General features: G+C 50.4%; 20 protein-coding genes. 10 read left to right on the forward strand and 10 right to left on the reverse strand.

The annotated features are described in order from the left end of the window. The 6 genes from motB to otsB all read right to left on the reverse strand — a co-directional run bounded on the left by motB (position 1) and on the right by otsB (position 6278). The gene (motB, locus tag AAGR08_RS10650) at positions 1–1032 is read right to left on the reverse strand and encodes a flagellar motor protein MotB (RefSeq protein WP_097094150.1); all 1032 of its coding nucleotides are present in this window, start codon (positions 1030–1032) and stop codon (positions 1–3) included. Next, entirely contained in the window at positions 1029–1916 is an 888-nt protein-coding gene (gene motA, locus AAGR08_RS10655; RefSeq protein WP_097094151.1) for a flagellar motor stator protein MotA, read from the reverse strand. Before motA ends, motB begins: the two co-directional genes overlap by 4 nt. A gap of 132 nt (positions 1917–2048) precedes the next feature. Next, positions 2049–2627, reverse strand: coding sequence for a flagellar transcriptional regulator FlhC (gene flhC / locus AAGR08_RS10660; RefSeq protein WP_097094152.1), 579 nt, complete (start codon positions 2625–2627; stop codon positions 2049–2051). After that, positions 2627–2977 carry a flagellar transcriptional regulator FlhD gene (flhD, locus tag AAGR08_RS10665; RefSeq protein WP_008102850.1) on the reverse strand — a complete coding sequence of 117 codons (351 nt, stop codon included), beginning with the start codon at positions 2975–2977 and terminating at the stop codon, positions 2627–2629. Before flhD ends, flhC begins: the two co-directional genes overlap by 1 nt. A 1076-nt stretch (positions 2978–4053) precedes the next feature. Next, positions 4054–5493 carry an alpha,alpha-trehalose-phosphate synthase gene (otsA, locus tag AAGR08_RS10670; protein ID WP_345826839.1) on the reverse strand — a complete coding sequence of 480 codons (1440 nt, stop codon included), beginning with the start codon at positions 5491–5493 and terminating at the stop codon, positions 4054–4056. Further along, positions 5490–6278, reverse strand: a complete 789-nt coding sequence (gene otsB, locus AAGR08_RS10675) for a trehalose-phosphatase (protein ID WP_345826840.1) — start codon at positions 6276–6278, stop codon at positions 5490–5492. Before otsB ends, otsA begins: the two co-directional genes overlap by 4 nt. 555 nt (positions 6279–6833) lie before the next feature. Between otsB and AAGR08_RS10680 the strand changes: the two genes are divergently transcribed. From AAGR08_RS10680 to AAGR08_RS10705, 6 genes are all read left to right on the forward strand, one after another. Beyond that, positions 6834–7124, forward strand: a complete 291-nt coding sequence (locus tag AAGR08_RS10680; protein ID WP_097094155.1) for a hypothetical protein — start codon at positions 6834–6836, stop codon at positions 7122–7124. A gap of 251 nt (positions 7125–7375) precedes the next feature. Then, entirely contained in the window at positions 7376–8527 is a 1152-nt protein-coding gene (gene fucO / locus AAGR08_RS10685) for a lactaldehyde reductase (RefSeq protein ID WP_097097549.1), read from the forward strand. Positions 8528–8712: 185 nt separating this feature from the next. Beyond that, on the forward strand, positions 8713–8910 hold the full coding sequence (locus AAGR08_RS10690; protein WP_097094156.1) for a hypothetical protein: 198 nt from the start codon (positions 8713–8715) through the stop codon (positions 8908–8910). Then, complete coding sequence (locus AAGR08_RS10695) at positions 8911–9720, forward strand: hypothetical protein (protein ID WP_097094157.1); 810 nt, start codon at positions 8911–8913, stop codon at positions 9718–9720. A gap of 99 nt (positions 9721–9819) precedes the next feature. After that, entirely contained in the window at positions 9820–10083 is a 264-nt protein-coding gene (locus AAGR08_RS10700; protein WP_320204453.1) for a hypothetical protein, read from the forward strand. Between the two features lie 163 nt (positions 10084–10246). Then, positions 10247–10450, forward strand: coding sequence for a hypothetical protein (locus AAGR08_RS10705; RefSeq protein WP_141400220.1), 204 nt, complete (start codon positions 10247–10249; stop codon positions 10448–10450). Between the two features lie 36 nt (positions 10451–10486). Here AAGR08_RS10705 and AAGR08_RS10710 read toward each other — a convergent pair whose 3' ends face one another. From AAGR08_RS10710 to AAGR08_RS10725, 4 genes are all read right to left on the reverse strand, one after another. Further along, on the reverse strand, positions 10487–10753 hold the full coding sequence (locus AAGR08_RS10710) for a biofilm development regulator YmgB/AriR family protein (RefSeq protein ID WP_097094160.1): 267 nt from the start codon (positions 10751–10753) through the stop codon (positions 10487–10489). A 64-nt stretch (positions 10754–10817) separates the two neighbouring features. Further along, the gene (locus AAGR08_RS10715) at positions 10818–11108 is read right to left on the reverse strand and encodes a hypothetical protein (protein WP_097094161.1); all 291 of its coding nucleotides are present in this window, start codon (positions 11106–11108) and stop codon (positions 10818–10820) included. A gap of 164 nt (positions 11109–11272) precedes the next feature. After that, entirely contained in the window at positions 11273–11518 is a 246-nt protein-coding gene (gene ycgZ, locus AAGR08_RS10720) for a regulatory protein YcgZ (RefSeq protein WP_097094162.1), read from the reverse strand. A 211-nt stretch (positions 11519–11729) separates the two neighbouring features. Further along, positions 11730–12008: a hypothetical protein gene (locus AAGR08_RS10725; RefSeq protein ID WP_097094163.1), complete on the reverse strand. Its 279-nt coding sequence runs from the start codon at positions 12006–12008 to the stop codon at positions 11730–11732. Positions 12009–12436: 428 nt separating this feature from the next. On the opposite strand from AAGR08_RS10725, the gene AAGR08_RS10730 reads away from it, so the two are divergent. The 4 genes from AAGR08_RS10730 (at position 12437) to AAGR08_RS10745 (ending at position 15267) form a co-directional block, all read left to right on the forward strand. Then, positions 12437–12949, forward strand: coding sequence for a GNAT family N-acetyltransferase (locus AAGR08_RS10730; RefSeq protein ID WP_345826841.1), 513 nt, complete (start codon positions 12437–12439; stop codon positions 12947–12949). A 172-nt stretch (positions 12950–13121) separates the two neighbouring features. Beyond that, a complete protein-coding gene (gene umuD / locus AAGR08_RS10735) occupies positions 13122–13544 on the forward strand; it encodes a translesion error-prone DNA polymerase V autoproteolytic subunit (RefSeq protein ID WP_097094165.1) in 423 nt (140 codons plus the stop codon). Further along, a complete protein-coding gene (gene umuC / locus AAGR08_RS10740) occupies positions 13544–14806 on the forward strand; it encodes a translesion error-prone DNA polymerase V subunit UmuC (protein ID WP_345826842.1) in 1263 nt (420 codons plus the stop codon). The genes umuD and umuC overlap by 1 nt, the downstream gene beginning before the upstream one ends. A gap of 209 nt (positions 14807–15015) precedes the next feature. Next, the gene (locus AAGR08_RS10745; protein ID WP_345826843.1) at positions 15016–15267 is read left to right on the forward strand and encodes a hypothetical protein; all 252 of its coding nucleotides are present in this window, start codon (positions 15016–15018) and stop codon (positions 15265–15267) included. The last annotated feature ends 15 nt before the right edge of the window (positions 15268–15282 follow it).

Raw genomic sequence — 15282 nt, forward strand, 5'->3', positions numbered from 1 at the left:
TCACCTCGGCTGTGAGGGTTGGTCTGGTGTCACCGCGCCAGCCGCCGGTGTGGCCACTGCCGCAGGTGTCGCTGTCGCAGCCGGCGCAGCCGGTGTCGCAGTGGAACCTGTCGGAGCAGTCGGCGCAGCCGGTACAGCAGGTGCGGTAATGTCGGGAATAATTTGCGCCGGGTCGCTCACCTGTACGGCATCGCTCTCGGCATTCTCTTTTTCAATCGCCGCTTCGGTGTCGTGATTCAACACCAGCAGGCTAATGCGGCGGTTGACTGCATCATTAGCACCACGGTTTTTCAGCTTCATGGTGTCGGCCATACCGACCACACGCAGCATTTTGCTGCCGTCCAACCCACCGACCATTAACTCACGACGTGAGGCATTGGCACGATCTGCCGACAGTTCCCAGTTGCTGTAGCCACGATCGCCGTTGGCATACTGGATATCGTCGGTGTGGCCTGACAGGCTAATTTTGTTGGGAATATCGTTCAGTACCGGAGCGATGGTGCGCAGAATATCGCGCATGTAAGGCTCAACTTCCGCACTGCCGGTTTTAAACATCGGGCGATTCTGGCTATCGATAATCTGAATACGCAGCCCCTCCTGCACCATATTAATGATCAGGTGCGGACGCAGTGCTTTCAGGCGCGGATCGGCTTCAATCAGCTGGTCGAGTTTTTCACGCAGACGATTCAGGCGAATCTCTTCCAGCTTTTTTTTCTGCGCATCCATATCAACGATTTTCTTCACTTCTCCCTTCTGCTGCGTGGGATCGTCACCGCCGCCAGGGATCGGGCTTTCACTGTCGCTGCTGCGCTGGCCGCCGGTTAATGCCACCCGCAGCGGGGTTTTGAAGTATTCCGCAATTTGTACCAACTCTTTGGGGCTGGAGATGGAGAGCAGCCACATCACCATAAAGAACGCCATCATCGCCGTCATAAAGTCGGCATAGGCAATCTTCCACGAACCGTGGCTGCCATGGTGACCTTTATGTTTGCGCTTTTTAACCAGCACAATGGGGCGATTGCCAGCTTTCATGAATTCTCATCCGAAGTTTGTTTCGCCGGGTTCTTCGCGTTACGCACATGCTCTTCCAGTTCGGTAAACGACGGGCGCTCGGCGGAATACAACGTTTTGCGACCAAACTCGACCGCAATCTGCGGCGCGTAGCCGTTCAGGCTGGAGAGTAATGTCACTTTCACGCACTGCATCATCTTGGTGGTTTCGGCACATTTCTGACGCAGCACGGATGCCAGCGGCGAGATAAAGCCGTAGGCGAGCAGGATGCCGAGGAAAGTACCGACCATCGCATGGGCCACTAATGCCCCTAACTCTGCCGCAGGACGATCGGCCGAGGCCAGCGCGTGAACCACGCCCATTACCGCCGCCACGATGCCGAAAGCCGGTAAGCCATCACCCACCGCGGATATACTTTGCGCTGGTACTTCACACTCGTGTTCGTAAGTTTCGATCTCTTCATCCATCAGGGCTTCGATTTCGAATGCATTCATATTTCCACTAACCATTAAACGTAAATAGTCGGTAATAAAGTCCACCAACTGTTTATCGGACAAAATACGTGGATAGTTAGCAAAAATTTCACTCTGGTTCGGGTCTTCAATATCGCGTTCTAATGACAGCATGCCCTGCTGGCGTGATTTCGCCATCAGTCGATAAAGCAGCGCCATTAAATCCATGTATACGGCTTTGTTATATTTCGAGCCGCGCATTAACAATGGCAACGCTTTTAATGTCTTCTTGATCGACTTGCCATTATTGCCGACTAAAAAGGCACCAATACCGGCCCCGCCGATAATCAGCAGCTCCGACGGTTGATAAAGCGCACCTAAATGTCCACCGACCATCATGTAGCCGCCCAACACGGAGCCGACGACCACGATATAACCCAGAATAATCAGCACAAAAAATCCTTACGTCCGTAACGTGTTGATGGAAGTTAAGCCAGAGAGCCGCAGGTGTTATTCGCTAATCGCAGGCAAAAAAAAAGCAGCGGTATTAACCGCTGCTGGATGTTTTCCACGATGCGAACAAACTTAAACGGCGCGTTTAACCTGTTCATCCAGCAGTTGTGGAAAGGTATCGGCAGAATCTGCAGAAAGTTTACGTCTTTTTACGGCACGTGATGGCGGCTGGCACAGGCTGCAGACAAAGCTGCCGACTGGCTGGTGTGCGTGGTTGATAAAGCTACCACCGCAGCACTTACAGTCAGAAAGTTCCAGCATGCCGCTTTCAACGAATCGCACCAGGGTCCATGCGCGCGTCAGCGCCAACAGCGGGCCCTCGTCCGATTGCGGACACTGCTCAAGGTATAAACGATACGCTTTGATCACCGCTTCAACGCCGCTGCTTAATCCGGTTTTTAACAGGAACTGCCAGGCGTTACAGAACATAGAGGAGTGGATATTTTGTTCCCAGGTCATGAACCAATCGGTTGAGAATGGCAGCATGCCTTTCGGTGGGGGTGCACCGCGTAATTCTTTGTACAATTTAATCAGGCGTCCGCGGCTCAATTGCGTTTCGCTCTCGAGCATTTGCAGACGCGCGCCCAATGTAATCAGCTCCATTGCCAGCTGAATATCGCGCGCTTCCTGAACAATACTTTTTTCACTCATTAAACGGCCCTCTTCTTCGCAGAAACGTCATCTTTCGACGCGTTACGCAGTAAGCGGCTGGATAATAAAATACCGGTGTGGATTTGCTGCAAGTCATCCACGCGTGACTCTTGGGTCAGACGATTAATATGGTTGTGATCGGTAAAGCGGAACTGGCAAACCAGTTGATTGGTTTCCGCTAATTTTACCATCTCAGGTAAAGTTAATTGTGACAATGCATCCGCCATCGATTCATCGATGCCTAAACGAAACATTGCTGAAGCTTTTTCCTGGTTAATTAAACGCTGAGCAAGAAGCAAATATGACAAATTGATGTCATATATATGTTTTAGTAATTCTGATGTACCCATTTTTTTCCATCCTGATAGACGCGACACATATACGGCCACAGAATTAAATGTTCTATGGTTCGGGCTGCTGGTTGGTAAATCTAAAGATGGCAAAAAAATAATCAGGCTTGAGCCAACGCGTTCCTGACCGTTTCATTTCCTGTCAGGACACTGATCAGTAGTAATCAAAACTCCAGGCCATTCTTTGCTTGAGTTGTAACCATCTTCCGTGACGTCTGCTTACAGTTTTTTAAGACTATTCCGAAAACAAGGCAAATCTATATCGTCTGATTTCGACATACAACGTGAGTGGCGCGAAATTTTAGATAAAGTGTGATCTGCGTCACACTTTTAAGGCAAATTTTTTTCTGAAACCTTCAGCATCGCTTTTATGTTGTGCGTTTTTTGTACGAATTCGAATTGTTTCCTTAATATTTCATCGATGCGCCACCGGTTTTAGTCTCTGCCGGAGATTGCCATTACCACACGATCAGTTATCTGCCCATCTGCACTATTAGTGCTATATCCCTCTGTAATAGCCGTTATATGCAGGATAATACTCCGAAACAGAGCGAAATTATTCGCTTCTAAATTAATCACTTACAGGGAATATTGCCTGCAAGCACCATTACTATGCCGCAAGCGAAGCGTGAAGACTGGGCGCGCTGCGCCAGGGAACTGTCAGTAGATCGTAGGGAGTGTTTAGCGTACGACAGGGTATGTAACAGAGCGTTACATTAGAGAATTGAATGAATCAGCGGATTTGCGGTTTATCTCACGATAACTATCGGCGTGCCACGACGAATCTTTAGGGTTGCGACAAAAAAAAGCGCTTTTTGCCGTTTGACCGCCTGCTTTTTAACCAAAATGTGCTTTTTTTCTGATGTGTCAGCCCATTACGGCATTAAGAAATGAAATCGATTTCGTCAGGTTATGGTGGCGCGTGAAAACGCTTTGCAGTACAGCGGGCAGCAGGACACGATTCAGGCTAATAAAGTGGCAGGCTGCAAATGGAGAGCGGGTAGTTTGTGGGGTATGCGATGCGATGCGTGTAGGGCCACCATTGTTGGCGGCCCTGCATGACCAAAGGGTCTGTCTTACGCTAATTTGGGAAAGGTAGCGACTTTATTTACCGTACCGTGATCTTCACTACGCACCGGCAAGGTATTCAGATCTTTCAGGAAGCTTTCACGCCAATGTGAAATGTCCTGTTTGCGCAACACGGCCATCATGTCGTTGTAGCGCGAAATACGCTCGGTACGCGGCATGGTCAAGGCGCGATCCAGCGCGGCCGCTACGTCATCACGATCGTAAGGGTTAACGATCAGCGCGGACGTCAGCTCCTGCGCCGCACCGGCAAAGCGCGATAGCACCAGTACGCCTGGGTTATCGGGGTCCTGCGCCGCAACATACTCTTTCGCCACCAAATTCATCCCATCACGTAATGGCGTTATCAAGCCAACGTTGGTCAGGCGGAAGATCTTCATTAACAGGCGGCGATCGAAGTGCTGGTTGAGATAATAAAGCGGCGTCCAGCCCAAGGTGCCGTATTTACCGTTAATGCGCCCCGCTTCGGTTTCCAGCTGGTGACGAATGTCCTGATACGCCTGCACATCACCGCGTGAGGTTGGCGCAATCTGCGAGTAACGCACTTTGCCGCGATGCTGCGGGAAATTCGCCAGCAAGGCTTCGTATGCCAGAAAACGCTCTGGCAGACCTTTTGAATAGTCCAGACGCTCGCAGGCAATAATATTTTGCAAATCACCCAGATCGCGTTTCATCGCGGCCATCTTCGGTGGCAATGGTCCTTCAGCCATCTCTTTAATGGTGTCCGGCTCGATACCAATGGGATACACCTCGGTCATAAAGGTGTTGCCAAAGGCACGGTGCTTTTTCTCACCTTTATTCTGCAACTGCGTTAGCTGGCTCAGGCTATCAAGGAACGCAACGCGATCGGATTCTGTCTGGAATCCCAGCAGATCGTAATCGCTCATCATCTCCAGCAGTTCCTGATGCGGCGGCAGAGCGTTGAAGATCTCTGGCGTCGGGAACGGAATATGCAGGAAGAAGCCAATGCGGTTATTAATGCCGAGTTTACGTAGCTCGGCAGCAAACGGCAGCAGATGATAATCGTGGATCCACAGAATATCGTCCGGCTGCAGCAGCGGTTTTAGGCGCTGCGCCAGTAAGGTATTTACCCGACAGTAACCGTCCCAGGCTTCACGTTGATACTCAACCAGATCAAGGCGATAGTGAAAGGCCGGCCAAATCACGGTATTCGAAAACTGGAGATAATATTGATCGTAATCGTTCTGATTGAGCGGCAATGACGCGTAGGTAATTCCGTTATGCTCGAGCTGCGTGAGCTCTTCATCCTCATCTTCACCAGAGAACTCGCTAATCTCTCCGTTCCAGCCAAACCATAATCCTCCGGTATCTTGCAGTGCATCCAAAATACCGACAGCAAGTCCGCCTGCGCTGGCCTTGCTGCCATCGGGAATAGCGATACGGTTAGATACGACGACTAAACGACTCATAACCTAAACTCCTTACCAACATTGTCATGTTCTAGTTGTAATAATAGTTGTTCAAGCCAGTGCCACACTGCCTCAACGCTGTTCAGACGATAGCGTGCGTGGCTGGCACCTTCACCGACTTTGACAGAAATCCCCTGCATCGCGTTCACCGCGAGAAATCCCTTTTCATCTGTCAGGTCGTCTCCCACAAATACCGGAATACGTCCGATAAAGGGGGCTTCCTGCATAAACTCACGCACCGCGGCACCTTTATCAATGCCCTGCGGTTTCAGTTCTACGACACATTTTCCTGGCTGAAGCGCCAGCTCGGGAAAACGTGTTACGGCATCTTCCGCCAGCTGCATAATGGCGTTTTCGTACTGCGGCGCATTGCGATAGTGCAGCGCGAAAGCCATACCCTTGACTTCCAGCAGCGTGTCGGGCCATTGATCCAGCGTTTGCTGCAGCTCAGTTTGCAAGGTATGGGCGATATCGCCCGGCAAGCTGTGTCGATGGACGTGTCCGCTGGCATCACGCCGCTCAGCGCCGTGCACGCCGGCCGCTGGCGCTTCAAGTGGCGCAACCAGTTCATCCAGTTGCGCAATCGGGCGTCCAGAGACCAGTGCTAACGCGCCGTGGCTAAGATTGGAAATGTGTTGCAGGTGCTGGCGAACCGAGGCGGGAATTGAAACCGACTCGGGCTGCGACTGAATCGCCGCCAGCGTACCGTCGACGTCAAAAAAGAAGGCATAAAGTCCGCCGCTCAACGACGGCAACGTGTTGTTCTGATTAACCGCGGGGGTCACGACTCTCCTCCTGTATCCTGGGGTTTCGCTTCTGTGGACGTTCGGGGACAGGTTGAATGAGAGAGGCGGTTAAAAACCGCAGAATGGCGTGCGAGGAGATTTTGCCGACAACACGGTATTTCGATAGTTAACTCCCCACAAACAAACATGATCTGGACTCACATGGCAACCTGACAGCGAACATCGTCAGCTTTAAGTGTAGACGTAGATCACGATATTGCCAGATGCATACGGCTTCGCTATAGGATAAGTGGCCGTTTTAAGCTTCAGGCAGGAAAAAAATTGCGTCCGTGGCTTTTCAGGCGCTTCGCTTAGTTTTGTGACTGCCGCAACCTCGTCGGACACCACCATGCCGGCAAACATTTCCCAGATTAAGCCGACTTGATTCGGCGGCAAAGATTGTCATATGGTGCGTCTACCGCGCGGTCACAGTGCGGAGTTACGGCTCTTGAGAGCATAAATCAGCGCATTGAGATGACTTCAGGCAGGAATCAGGATGATGGAAAACCGATCAACTTCACATTTTGGCCATGTCAGGGTGGGAGGTAGAAAATGATGCCGCAAAACTACAGCCAGCGCGTTCACTTCTATTACTGCATTTTGATTGCGCTGAAAATCAATGCCAAAACGAAAAAGTCGGGTGGAGTACGCGGTAAGAATAACTTTCTGCTTAAGTGGCTGCGCAATGCGCAGAACAACACCATTTTCCCTCCGGATATCACCAGCGAAATAGAGTGGTTGCGCGGCAAGATTATCAGTTCCGGCCCCGATACCGATTTGGAACCCATGCTGCAATATGTTTATGACACCGCAAAACGCGCCGAGAATATGCGTCTAGGTTCCTGATCGCCCCCGCCAACGCTGGCTGCATCGCTGGCAGCCTTTCGCCATTTCCGCCCTGCGCACTCTTCGACTCTCCGTTACTTTCCTCTCACTTGCGCGTCGCCAGTCCAGCAGGCGGGAAACAGCGCTTTTATTGAGAAAACGCAATATAAACATCCCTTTTACCCCGTAGATCTAAATAGGGTTAAATCATTTTATCTTGATGATTTTAATCAAAAAAAATAAAATATGGCATCTACGTGAAGGTAATTAACATGATTAACAGAATGATCCTCAATGAAACGGCTTACTTTGGTTCGGGTGCTATCAACGCCATTGTTGATGAGATTAACAAGCGCGGTTTTACCAAAGCGCTGGTGGTCACGGATAAAGATCTGATCAAGTTTTCTGTCGCCACCCGCATTACCGACCTGCTGGCGCAAAACGGCCTGGATTATGAGGTTTATGATCGCGTGATCCCCAATCCAACCGTAGAGGTGGTACACGCGGGCGTCACTGCATTTCGCCGTGCGGGCGCGGATTATCTGATTGCCGTGGGCGGTGGCTCGCCGCAGGACACCTGCAAAGCCATCGGCATGATGATTGCTAATCCCGAATTTACCGACGTGCGCATGCTGGAAGGTGGTGCCGCCACGCGCCATCCCTCGGTGCCAATTATTGCTGTGCCCACCACATCCGGCACGGCTGCAGAAGTCACGATCAATTACGTCATCACCGATGAAGAGAAGAAACGCAAATTTGTCTGCTACGATCCGCATGACATCCCGGCGATCGCTATTATCGATCCCGACATGATGGCCAGCATGCCAGCCAGCCTGAAAGCGGCAACCGGCGTAGACGCACTGACCCACGCCATTGAAGGATTTATTACCCGCGGCGCCTGGGAACTGACCGACATGTTCCATCTCAAAGCGATTGAGATTATTGGCCGTTCGCTGCGTGATTCCGTGAAAGGTGTGTCAGCCGGCGTGGCCGATATGGCGCTGGGGCAATACATTGCTGGTATGGGCTTTTCCAATGTCGGACTGGGGCTGGTACACGGCATGGCGCACCCGCTGGGCGCTTTTTATGGCACACCGCACGGTATCGCCAACGCCGTGTTGCTTCCGCATATTATGGCTTTCAATGCGGAATATACCGGTGAGAAATACCGCGATATCGCGCATGCGCTGGGTATCAAAGGCGCCTATGAATGTTCTTTGTCGGAGGCGCGTACGCTGGCGATTGACGCCGTGACCCGCCTCAATCGTGACATCGGTATTCCGCTCAAATTACGCGATATCGGTATGCGGGTGGAGGATGCCGCAGCATTGGCCGCGGCCGCCTATGACGATATTTGCACCGGTGGAAATCCCCGCGAGTGTAGCGTTGAGATGATTAAATCACTCTATCTTGAGCTTTTCTGATCGCAAAAATAAAAGCAGCTGTAATTTATTATGGCTGCTGTCTATTTATTCCTCTCCGTTTTTATTACCTGCTGGCAGATTAATCCGGAAAGTTACCGATATCATCCATCACGCCGCCTTTAAGCGCGTAGCTGTCGAGGGATGTGCCATAGTTTGTGTTGGCATGAATAAAAGGATCCCTCGCTATGTTTGGTTTTTTAACGTCTATGTTCGGTAGTCCAGAGGCGCTGGTGCAAGTGATGACTCGCCAGGATATTCAGGAATCGATACAGGAAGGCGACAGAATAATTATCGATGAAGATGGTAACGCCTCGGTAAATGCATTGAGCCCTGAAGTACAGCGCGATTTTGCTCAGCATGTCATGACGTTGAAGGATATTTAAATGGGTACCGCAATATTTATGGTCATGATGGTATGCGGCTACTGGTATACCAGTCGTGATATGTCGAGTCGCTTAAAGATTAAGCGTTCGTTCGGCTGGGATGTCTATTTTCTTATTGCACTTTATGGCTGCATATTTGTGCTACAAGGCGTGCTGGCAACGGGAATAATCTGGCTCATATTGCTTATCGCATCGGGGGTGAACAACGCTTTTGCGCTGTCGTCGATGGAGAATGTTCACTGGAATGTCGATTTCATGACCTGGAGTTTTTTAGGCATTCAGGCACCGGTCGTATTGATGCTGGCCTTCGCCATTCTGTTTTGTATGTATCGCTCTAACTGGGCTGTCAGCGCACGCCTTAATCCGGGCAGCCGCAAAGAGCTTTATCAGCGACTTTCGCGCTCTAATGGCATTGAGCAGCTATTACTGCAGTGCATGGAAGAAGGTGAATTAGCCTGGGTGACGCTGAAATCAAAGCGTATATATATTGGTATGATTCATGCCGCTACGTTCGAATATGCCAACACGGCAAATATTGTGTTGATTCCGATGCTCAGCGGTTATCGCGACGCCCGTACGCTGAATCTGGCGATCGAGCATAACTACAGTAAGTGGTACCACAATCACAGTATTGATTTCTCTTCCACGCCGAAAAGCGCGCTGGAATTTCGTAAAGTGATTATGGTGCACCAGATAGAAAGCCTGTCACTTTTTGATCCTGCCAGCGCCAGCGCATTAGCGATGGATAAGCAAAGCGGGAGTAAACGTAAATGGCTGAAGCGATCCGTCGCGAAACGTGGCTATCCGTGATTTAAGCGACTCAGTTCAACATGTGCTGGCTTACTCTCTGCATAGGTTTACGCTATATGAAGCCAGCTCCTCTTGCTATCAACTTAGAATAATAAGGGCATGATGATGGACTTTAAAAAGTTCGAAGCTATTCTGCATTTGCGCAAAGAAATGCATTTCACGGGAATTGAGTTGCAACACCGTGAAAATAAAAGTGAATTCTATGCGCTGGGTATGAATAATCATACGCAGAGTCAGCTTTATATTTGCACGCTTTCTAATGAAAGCTCCTCACAAGCCCAGCTGAAGCAGTTTCGCACCTGGTTACACAGATTTAACATTGATAGAGCGAAACAGAAAGCGGCGCTATTGAAAAAAGAGTAAATTTTTTCACGATAATATTTTGGCTTAACCCGCGCATTTATCACACATTATCGCTTAATTAACGCTTCGCTTATTTATTCCTTCCCTCAACACAACGCACGAAAAAGGTATCGCCGTCTATTTCCCTATGCCAGACTGTATATATATACAAGCATCGGAGGTGATGTTGAGAGATGAAAACCGTCCAACACCGGACCTTTATGCGCTCATCGGTATGGCCGTCGCGGAGTTCATCAGGGAGGAGCGCGTTTTCAAAGCGCATGATATTTCTTTATCGCTTCATGTAATGAAGTCAGGGACAAAGGATAAAGAGTTGCGGCGCCTGTGCGATGCCGCGATGCGGTTACTGGCAGGTATGATGCACTAAATTGCCCCCCACGGCTGGGGGGGCAAAAATCAACTATCAGGCATCGTCTGGCGTATAGCCCACAACGATTTCCAGCGTTCTACGCAGGATATCGCCTTCAGCATCGGTATCCGCAGATTCCAGTGCCATAATCAGGCAGAGAATGATCGATTTATTACTGACGCGCCCTTCAGTGGCCAGCACGTGGCGAATAACTCTATCCAATACTGCCGATTCATGCTTTAGGCTGCTGTCTGCATTGCGAAAATGCTCTGCCAACTCAATGTCAGGCAGTGCAGAGTAGAGGTCGTGATTTTCCGACATGATTCCAGTCCCGTACTGATAGCGATACGTTCAAATGATAATTCACTAAACACGAGGCAAACGCTTAATGCTTGCGGTTGCTGCCAGACTGTTCCTTATCACCAAATAGCGGCAGAACATTGTCCCTGTTTGGTTGCTCTTCCCGCAGTTTCTTACCCGCCAGGATGCTGTTACGCACATCGGTAATAGCGGCGATAATCGCTTCACGCTGTTCGTGGTCGGTGCTCTGCTCTTTCATACATATAAGCTGATCAATCAGCGCTTGAGTATTTACCGGCCCCGCCTTTTGCAACAGCACTAGCGCCGCTTCCCCGATTATTTCATCGATTATTTTCTGGTATTCACTTCTATTCATAACGAATCTCTGAATGCCGCTTCGCCCTCAACCCGGCACACGGCAAAATGGGTGCGCTACACAAGTCAGTGTAGCGCAGTACAGCCTGTCACAGGTCATACACAAGGAAGTGCGTTATCAGAGTAAAGTCTTATAGTTGTACAACCTGGACGTCAAATCAGTTCTTAGCTTTCACGTTCGAACAACAGACCGATCAACTGATGATAATGGTGCTCTTCTTCCGCATTGGAAGCGAGTTCAAGTCTGCGCAGAAGCTTGGTGCAAAGCGATTTGCGGTTCAGATTACGTCCTTCACGCAGGATTTCGACCACAACCTGTCCTAATGTTTCTTGCTGCGATGGCAGAGACGCTTTGCTGAAATAGTTGGCAATGGCCTCGACTGAACTTGGCGTATATCCGTTCTGACGCATAATTGACCCCAATAAATTAAAATGTTAGGTCAGCTGACCTAATGAAAGTTGTACAGGTTAATCTAAAGCTGTACAAAAAGCTTACTGAACTTATACGGGGGTGTTTGTTGCAAAAAGTGCTAATGGGAGCGGATTCGGATAATTGGAAACTTATTATTTCCAAATTCGTGAGCCCAGCGCCGGCAGCGACCGGCGCGTGAGCCCTGTGGCGTCAACTGTCGTCTCCATCCGCAGAGGGCATTCTAACGCTCCCTTCCTGTCGACTCAGGCCACGTAACGCCGAATGGGCGCGATTATCGCTTTCTGCCGGCTGACGATGCGCCATTAACCATTGGCGGGCATGCGCAATGCGCTCCAGCCGCTGACGACTTTTCTCGTTTTCCGACATGCGCGCAAGTTCGGCCAGCAGCGAGTAGACGTTGACTTCCTCGCGACGTACCAGCAAGGCGTAGGCCGCTTCACCGATAATTTTAGGTTGCGAATCTGACATCTTTTACCTCCTGAGAATATGGGCTTACGCTTGCTTCTCAGTGTTAACTATAGATCATCGGCTTCCCGCCTTACGCAGCGCGTGCTGCAACGATACTGCGGTATTATCGGGTAATGGTTGTCAGTTAAGACATGAAAACCCTCATTACCGAGAGCACACCTTGTAGCGGCGCAATGTATTGCGCGATAAATCGCGCCGCTACGGAAGGTGCGGTGATGTGAGACGGCGCTTAACTGTTCGGCATTACGGTATTATCGGGTCATTGAGTAAGAAGATAAAGATCGACGCCGATGCTGCGCGCATTTGTTAACAGTAATCGCCTGTTTTCTTGGGTTTTTGTTACTAACACGCTATGGTAAGTGCCCTTCGGTCATGATTGTGATGACCGACGATAAGGTTAATAACAAGAATGAGAAAGGATAGCTGGCATGGAGTTCACCATACGTAAAGCCCAGGCGGAGGATGCAGAGCTGCTGCACCAGCTGGGACGCATGACCTACAGTGCGCATTTCAAGCATATGTGGGTTTCCGCAGAAGAACTGGATGCCTTTATCGACAAAGAGTACGGCCTCATCGAGCTTGCCAGCAGTCTGGCCGCACCGAATGAGAGCTGGCTTATCGCCGAGACGGACAAACCCATTGGCTTTGCCAAAGTCACCTGGAACACACCGGTACCGGATTCAGGCATGAGCGGCGCACTGCTGAACAAGCTGTATCTCAACCCGGAAGAAACCGGCAAGAATTACGGCAGATGGATGTTCGAGAGCATTATTAATGAGGCACGCGATAAGCGCGAAGGCTACTTGTGGCTGGAAGTATTAGGCGAGAATGTCCGCGCACGTAAGTTCTATGAAGCCTTCGGCATGCAACACATCAAAGACATTCCATTCATCACCGCTTCGCAGCAGAGCACGCTGCAGATTTTGGGGATGATGATTTAGCCTTCGTATCCCGTTTATGGCTTGCCTCTGCATGGGCAAGCCGCGGACTTTCACTAAAATTAAATTCCCTTTCCTGCCAAGTGTTTTGCAGATAGTCGCCGGTACTGGCTTGATCAACCTGCCCACTCGATATTACTGTATACACATACAGTAATAATTTGAGATCGCAGCCATGCAGTTTTATCAGCCCGCGGAAATCCGCGCCATTGTAGACTTCCCTTTATTCATTAGTCGGGTGCCCTGTGGCTTTCCCTCACCGGCTCAGGACTACGTTGAACAGCGCATCGACCTCAACCACTTTTTAGTGGATCACCCCAGTTCAACCTACTTCATCAGAGTAAGCGGTGATTCCATGATTGAAGGCGGTATTGCGGAGGGGGACCTGCTGGTGGTAGACAGCTCCCCCAAGCCCAGGCACGGCGATATTGTGGTCGCCTCTCTCTCGGGTGAATTCACCGTCAAACAACTTATGCTGCGGCCCTACCTGCACCTCAAACCCATGAATGCGGCCCATGCGATCATCCCCATTCCCGATGTGGATCAGTTCGAAGTCTTCGGCATCGTCAAACACGTGATCAAAACGTTGGGCCGCTAATGTTCGCCTTAGTGGACGTGAACTCTTTCTACGCCAGCTGCGAAACCGTGTTTCGCCCGGATCTGCGCGGCAAACCGATTGTGGTGCTGTCCAACAACGACGGCTGTATTATTTCGCTGAGTAAAGAAGCCAAAAAGCTCGGCATTAAAATGGGTGCGCCCTACTTTAAACATCGCGAAGAGTTAACGCGCCATAACGTGGTGGTGTTCTCCTCCAACTATGCGCTTTATGGCGATATGTCGCGGCGCGTGATGGAGACGCTGGCGCTGATCTCCACACGCGTCGACGAGTACTCCATTGATGAAGCCTTTGTTGATGTCACCGGCATCGACGCCTGTATGACGCTAGAACAGCTGGGGCGGGATATTCGCGATCGCATCTATCAGGACACGCATCTGCGCGTGGGGGTCGGTATTGCCCCCACCAAAACCCTCGCCAAACTGGCCAACTGGGCCGCCAAGCGCTGGACCAAAGCCGAGAATGTGATGGATCTTTCCGCACCGCTGCGCCAGCGTGAATTGATGAAGCGGGTCAAGGTTGAAGAGGTATGGGGTGTCGGTCGCCGCTTATCGAAAAAGCTCAATCTCATGGGCATTGATACCGCGCTGCAGTTAGCTGAAACGCCCACAGCGTTGATCCGCAAACACTTCGGCGTGGTTCTGGAGCGCACCGTACGTGAATTATGCGGTGAGCCTTGCCTGGCGTTTGATGAGGTGGTCCCGAATCGGCAAAATATATTGTGCTCGCGCTCGTTTGGCGACCGCATTACCGACTATCACGATATGCGCGAGGCTATTGCCAATTACGCTGCCCGCGCCGCCGAAAAGCTGCGCAGCGAGCGGCAATATTGTCGCCATATTGGCACCTTTATTCGCACCAGCCCACACGATCCGCATCATCCCTATTATGCGAATGCCGCTAGCCAGACGCTTATTACGCCAACTGCCGATAGTCGTGACATCATTCAAGCGACGCTCAACTGTTTGGATCGCATCTGGGTTCCCGGTAAGCGCTACATGAAAGGCGGCGTGATGCTGGGGGATTTTTTCAGCGATGGCGTGGCGCAGTTCGACCTGTTTGCCGAATATCAGCCGCGTCACAACAGCGAGCAGCTAATGGCACTGATCGACAAGATGAACGCCCACCAGCGCGGTGCGTTATGGTTTGCCGGACAGGGTATCCAGAAGCCCTGGGCAATGAAGCGTGAGATGCTTTCACCGGCATATACAACACGTTTATCCGATCTTCCCGTGGCAAAGTAACCTTGATGCGCTTCGCTTTATTGACGCCTATCGCTAAATAATCGAGGCCAATTATTTCTCATGAATGGGTTATTACCAGCCAATGCAAATTGTTAATAAGGTAACGTTAACCATTTCCTTTCCCTTGAATTAATAACAGGCCAATGCGATATTCTGGCGATATCATCCTTCCCCTACACCGTTAAATTTGATTAACACCCGGAGGCAGTATGTCGAGTGAAGAGAGAGTGAAAGAACTTGAAGAGAACGTAAACAGGCTGGAAATCGAAGTTGCTGCCTTGCGCGAACTGATGATCAAGCAAGTTGCGGTAAATAACATCACCTTTAAGGGAAAATATGATGAGGTTATCATTCAGCTAGCAAAAGAATATGAAGAGCGCGGGTTAGAGGATGAGCTAAATAGCCAAATGCACGAAGCGCTTCGTCAATATATCAACTATCAGCTGCCGACGGTGGAATAAGCCAGAGACGAGAAT

Origin of the sequence: Pantoea sp. BRR-3P, assembly GCF_039621635.1 — a bacterium.
Classification (GTDB): Bacteria; Pseudomonadota; Gammaproteobacteria; order Enterobacterales; family Enterobacteriaceae; genus Pantoea; species Pantoea floridensis.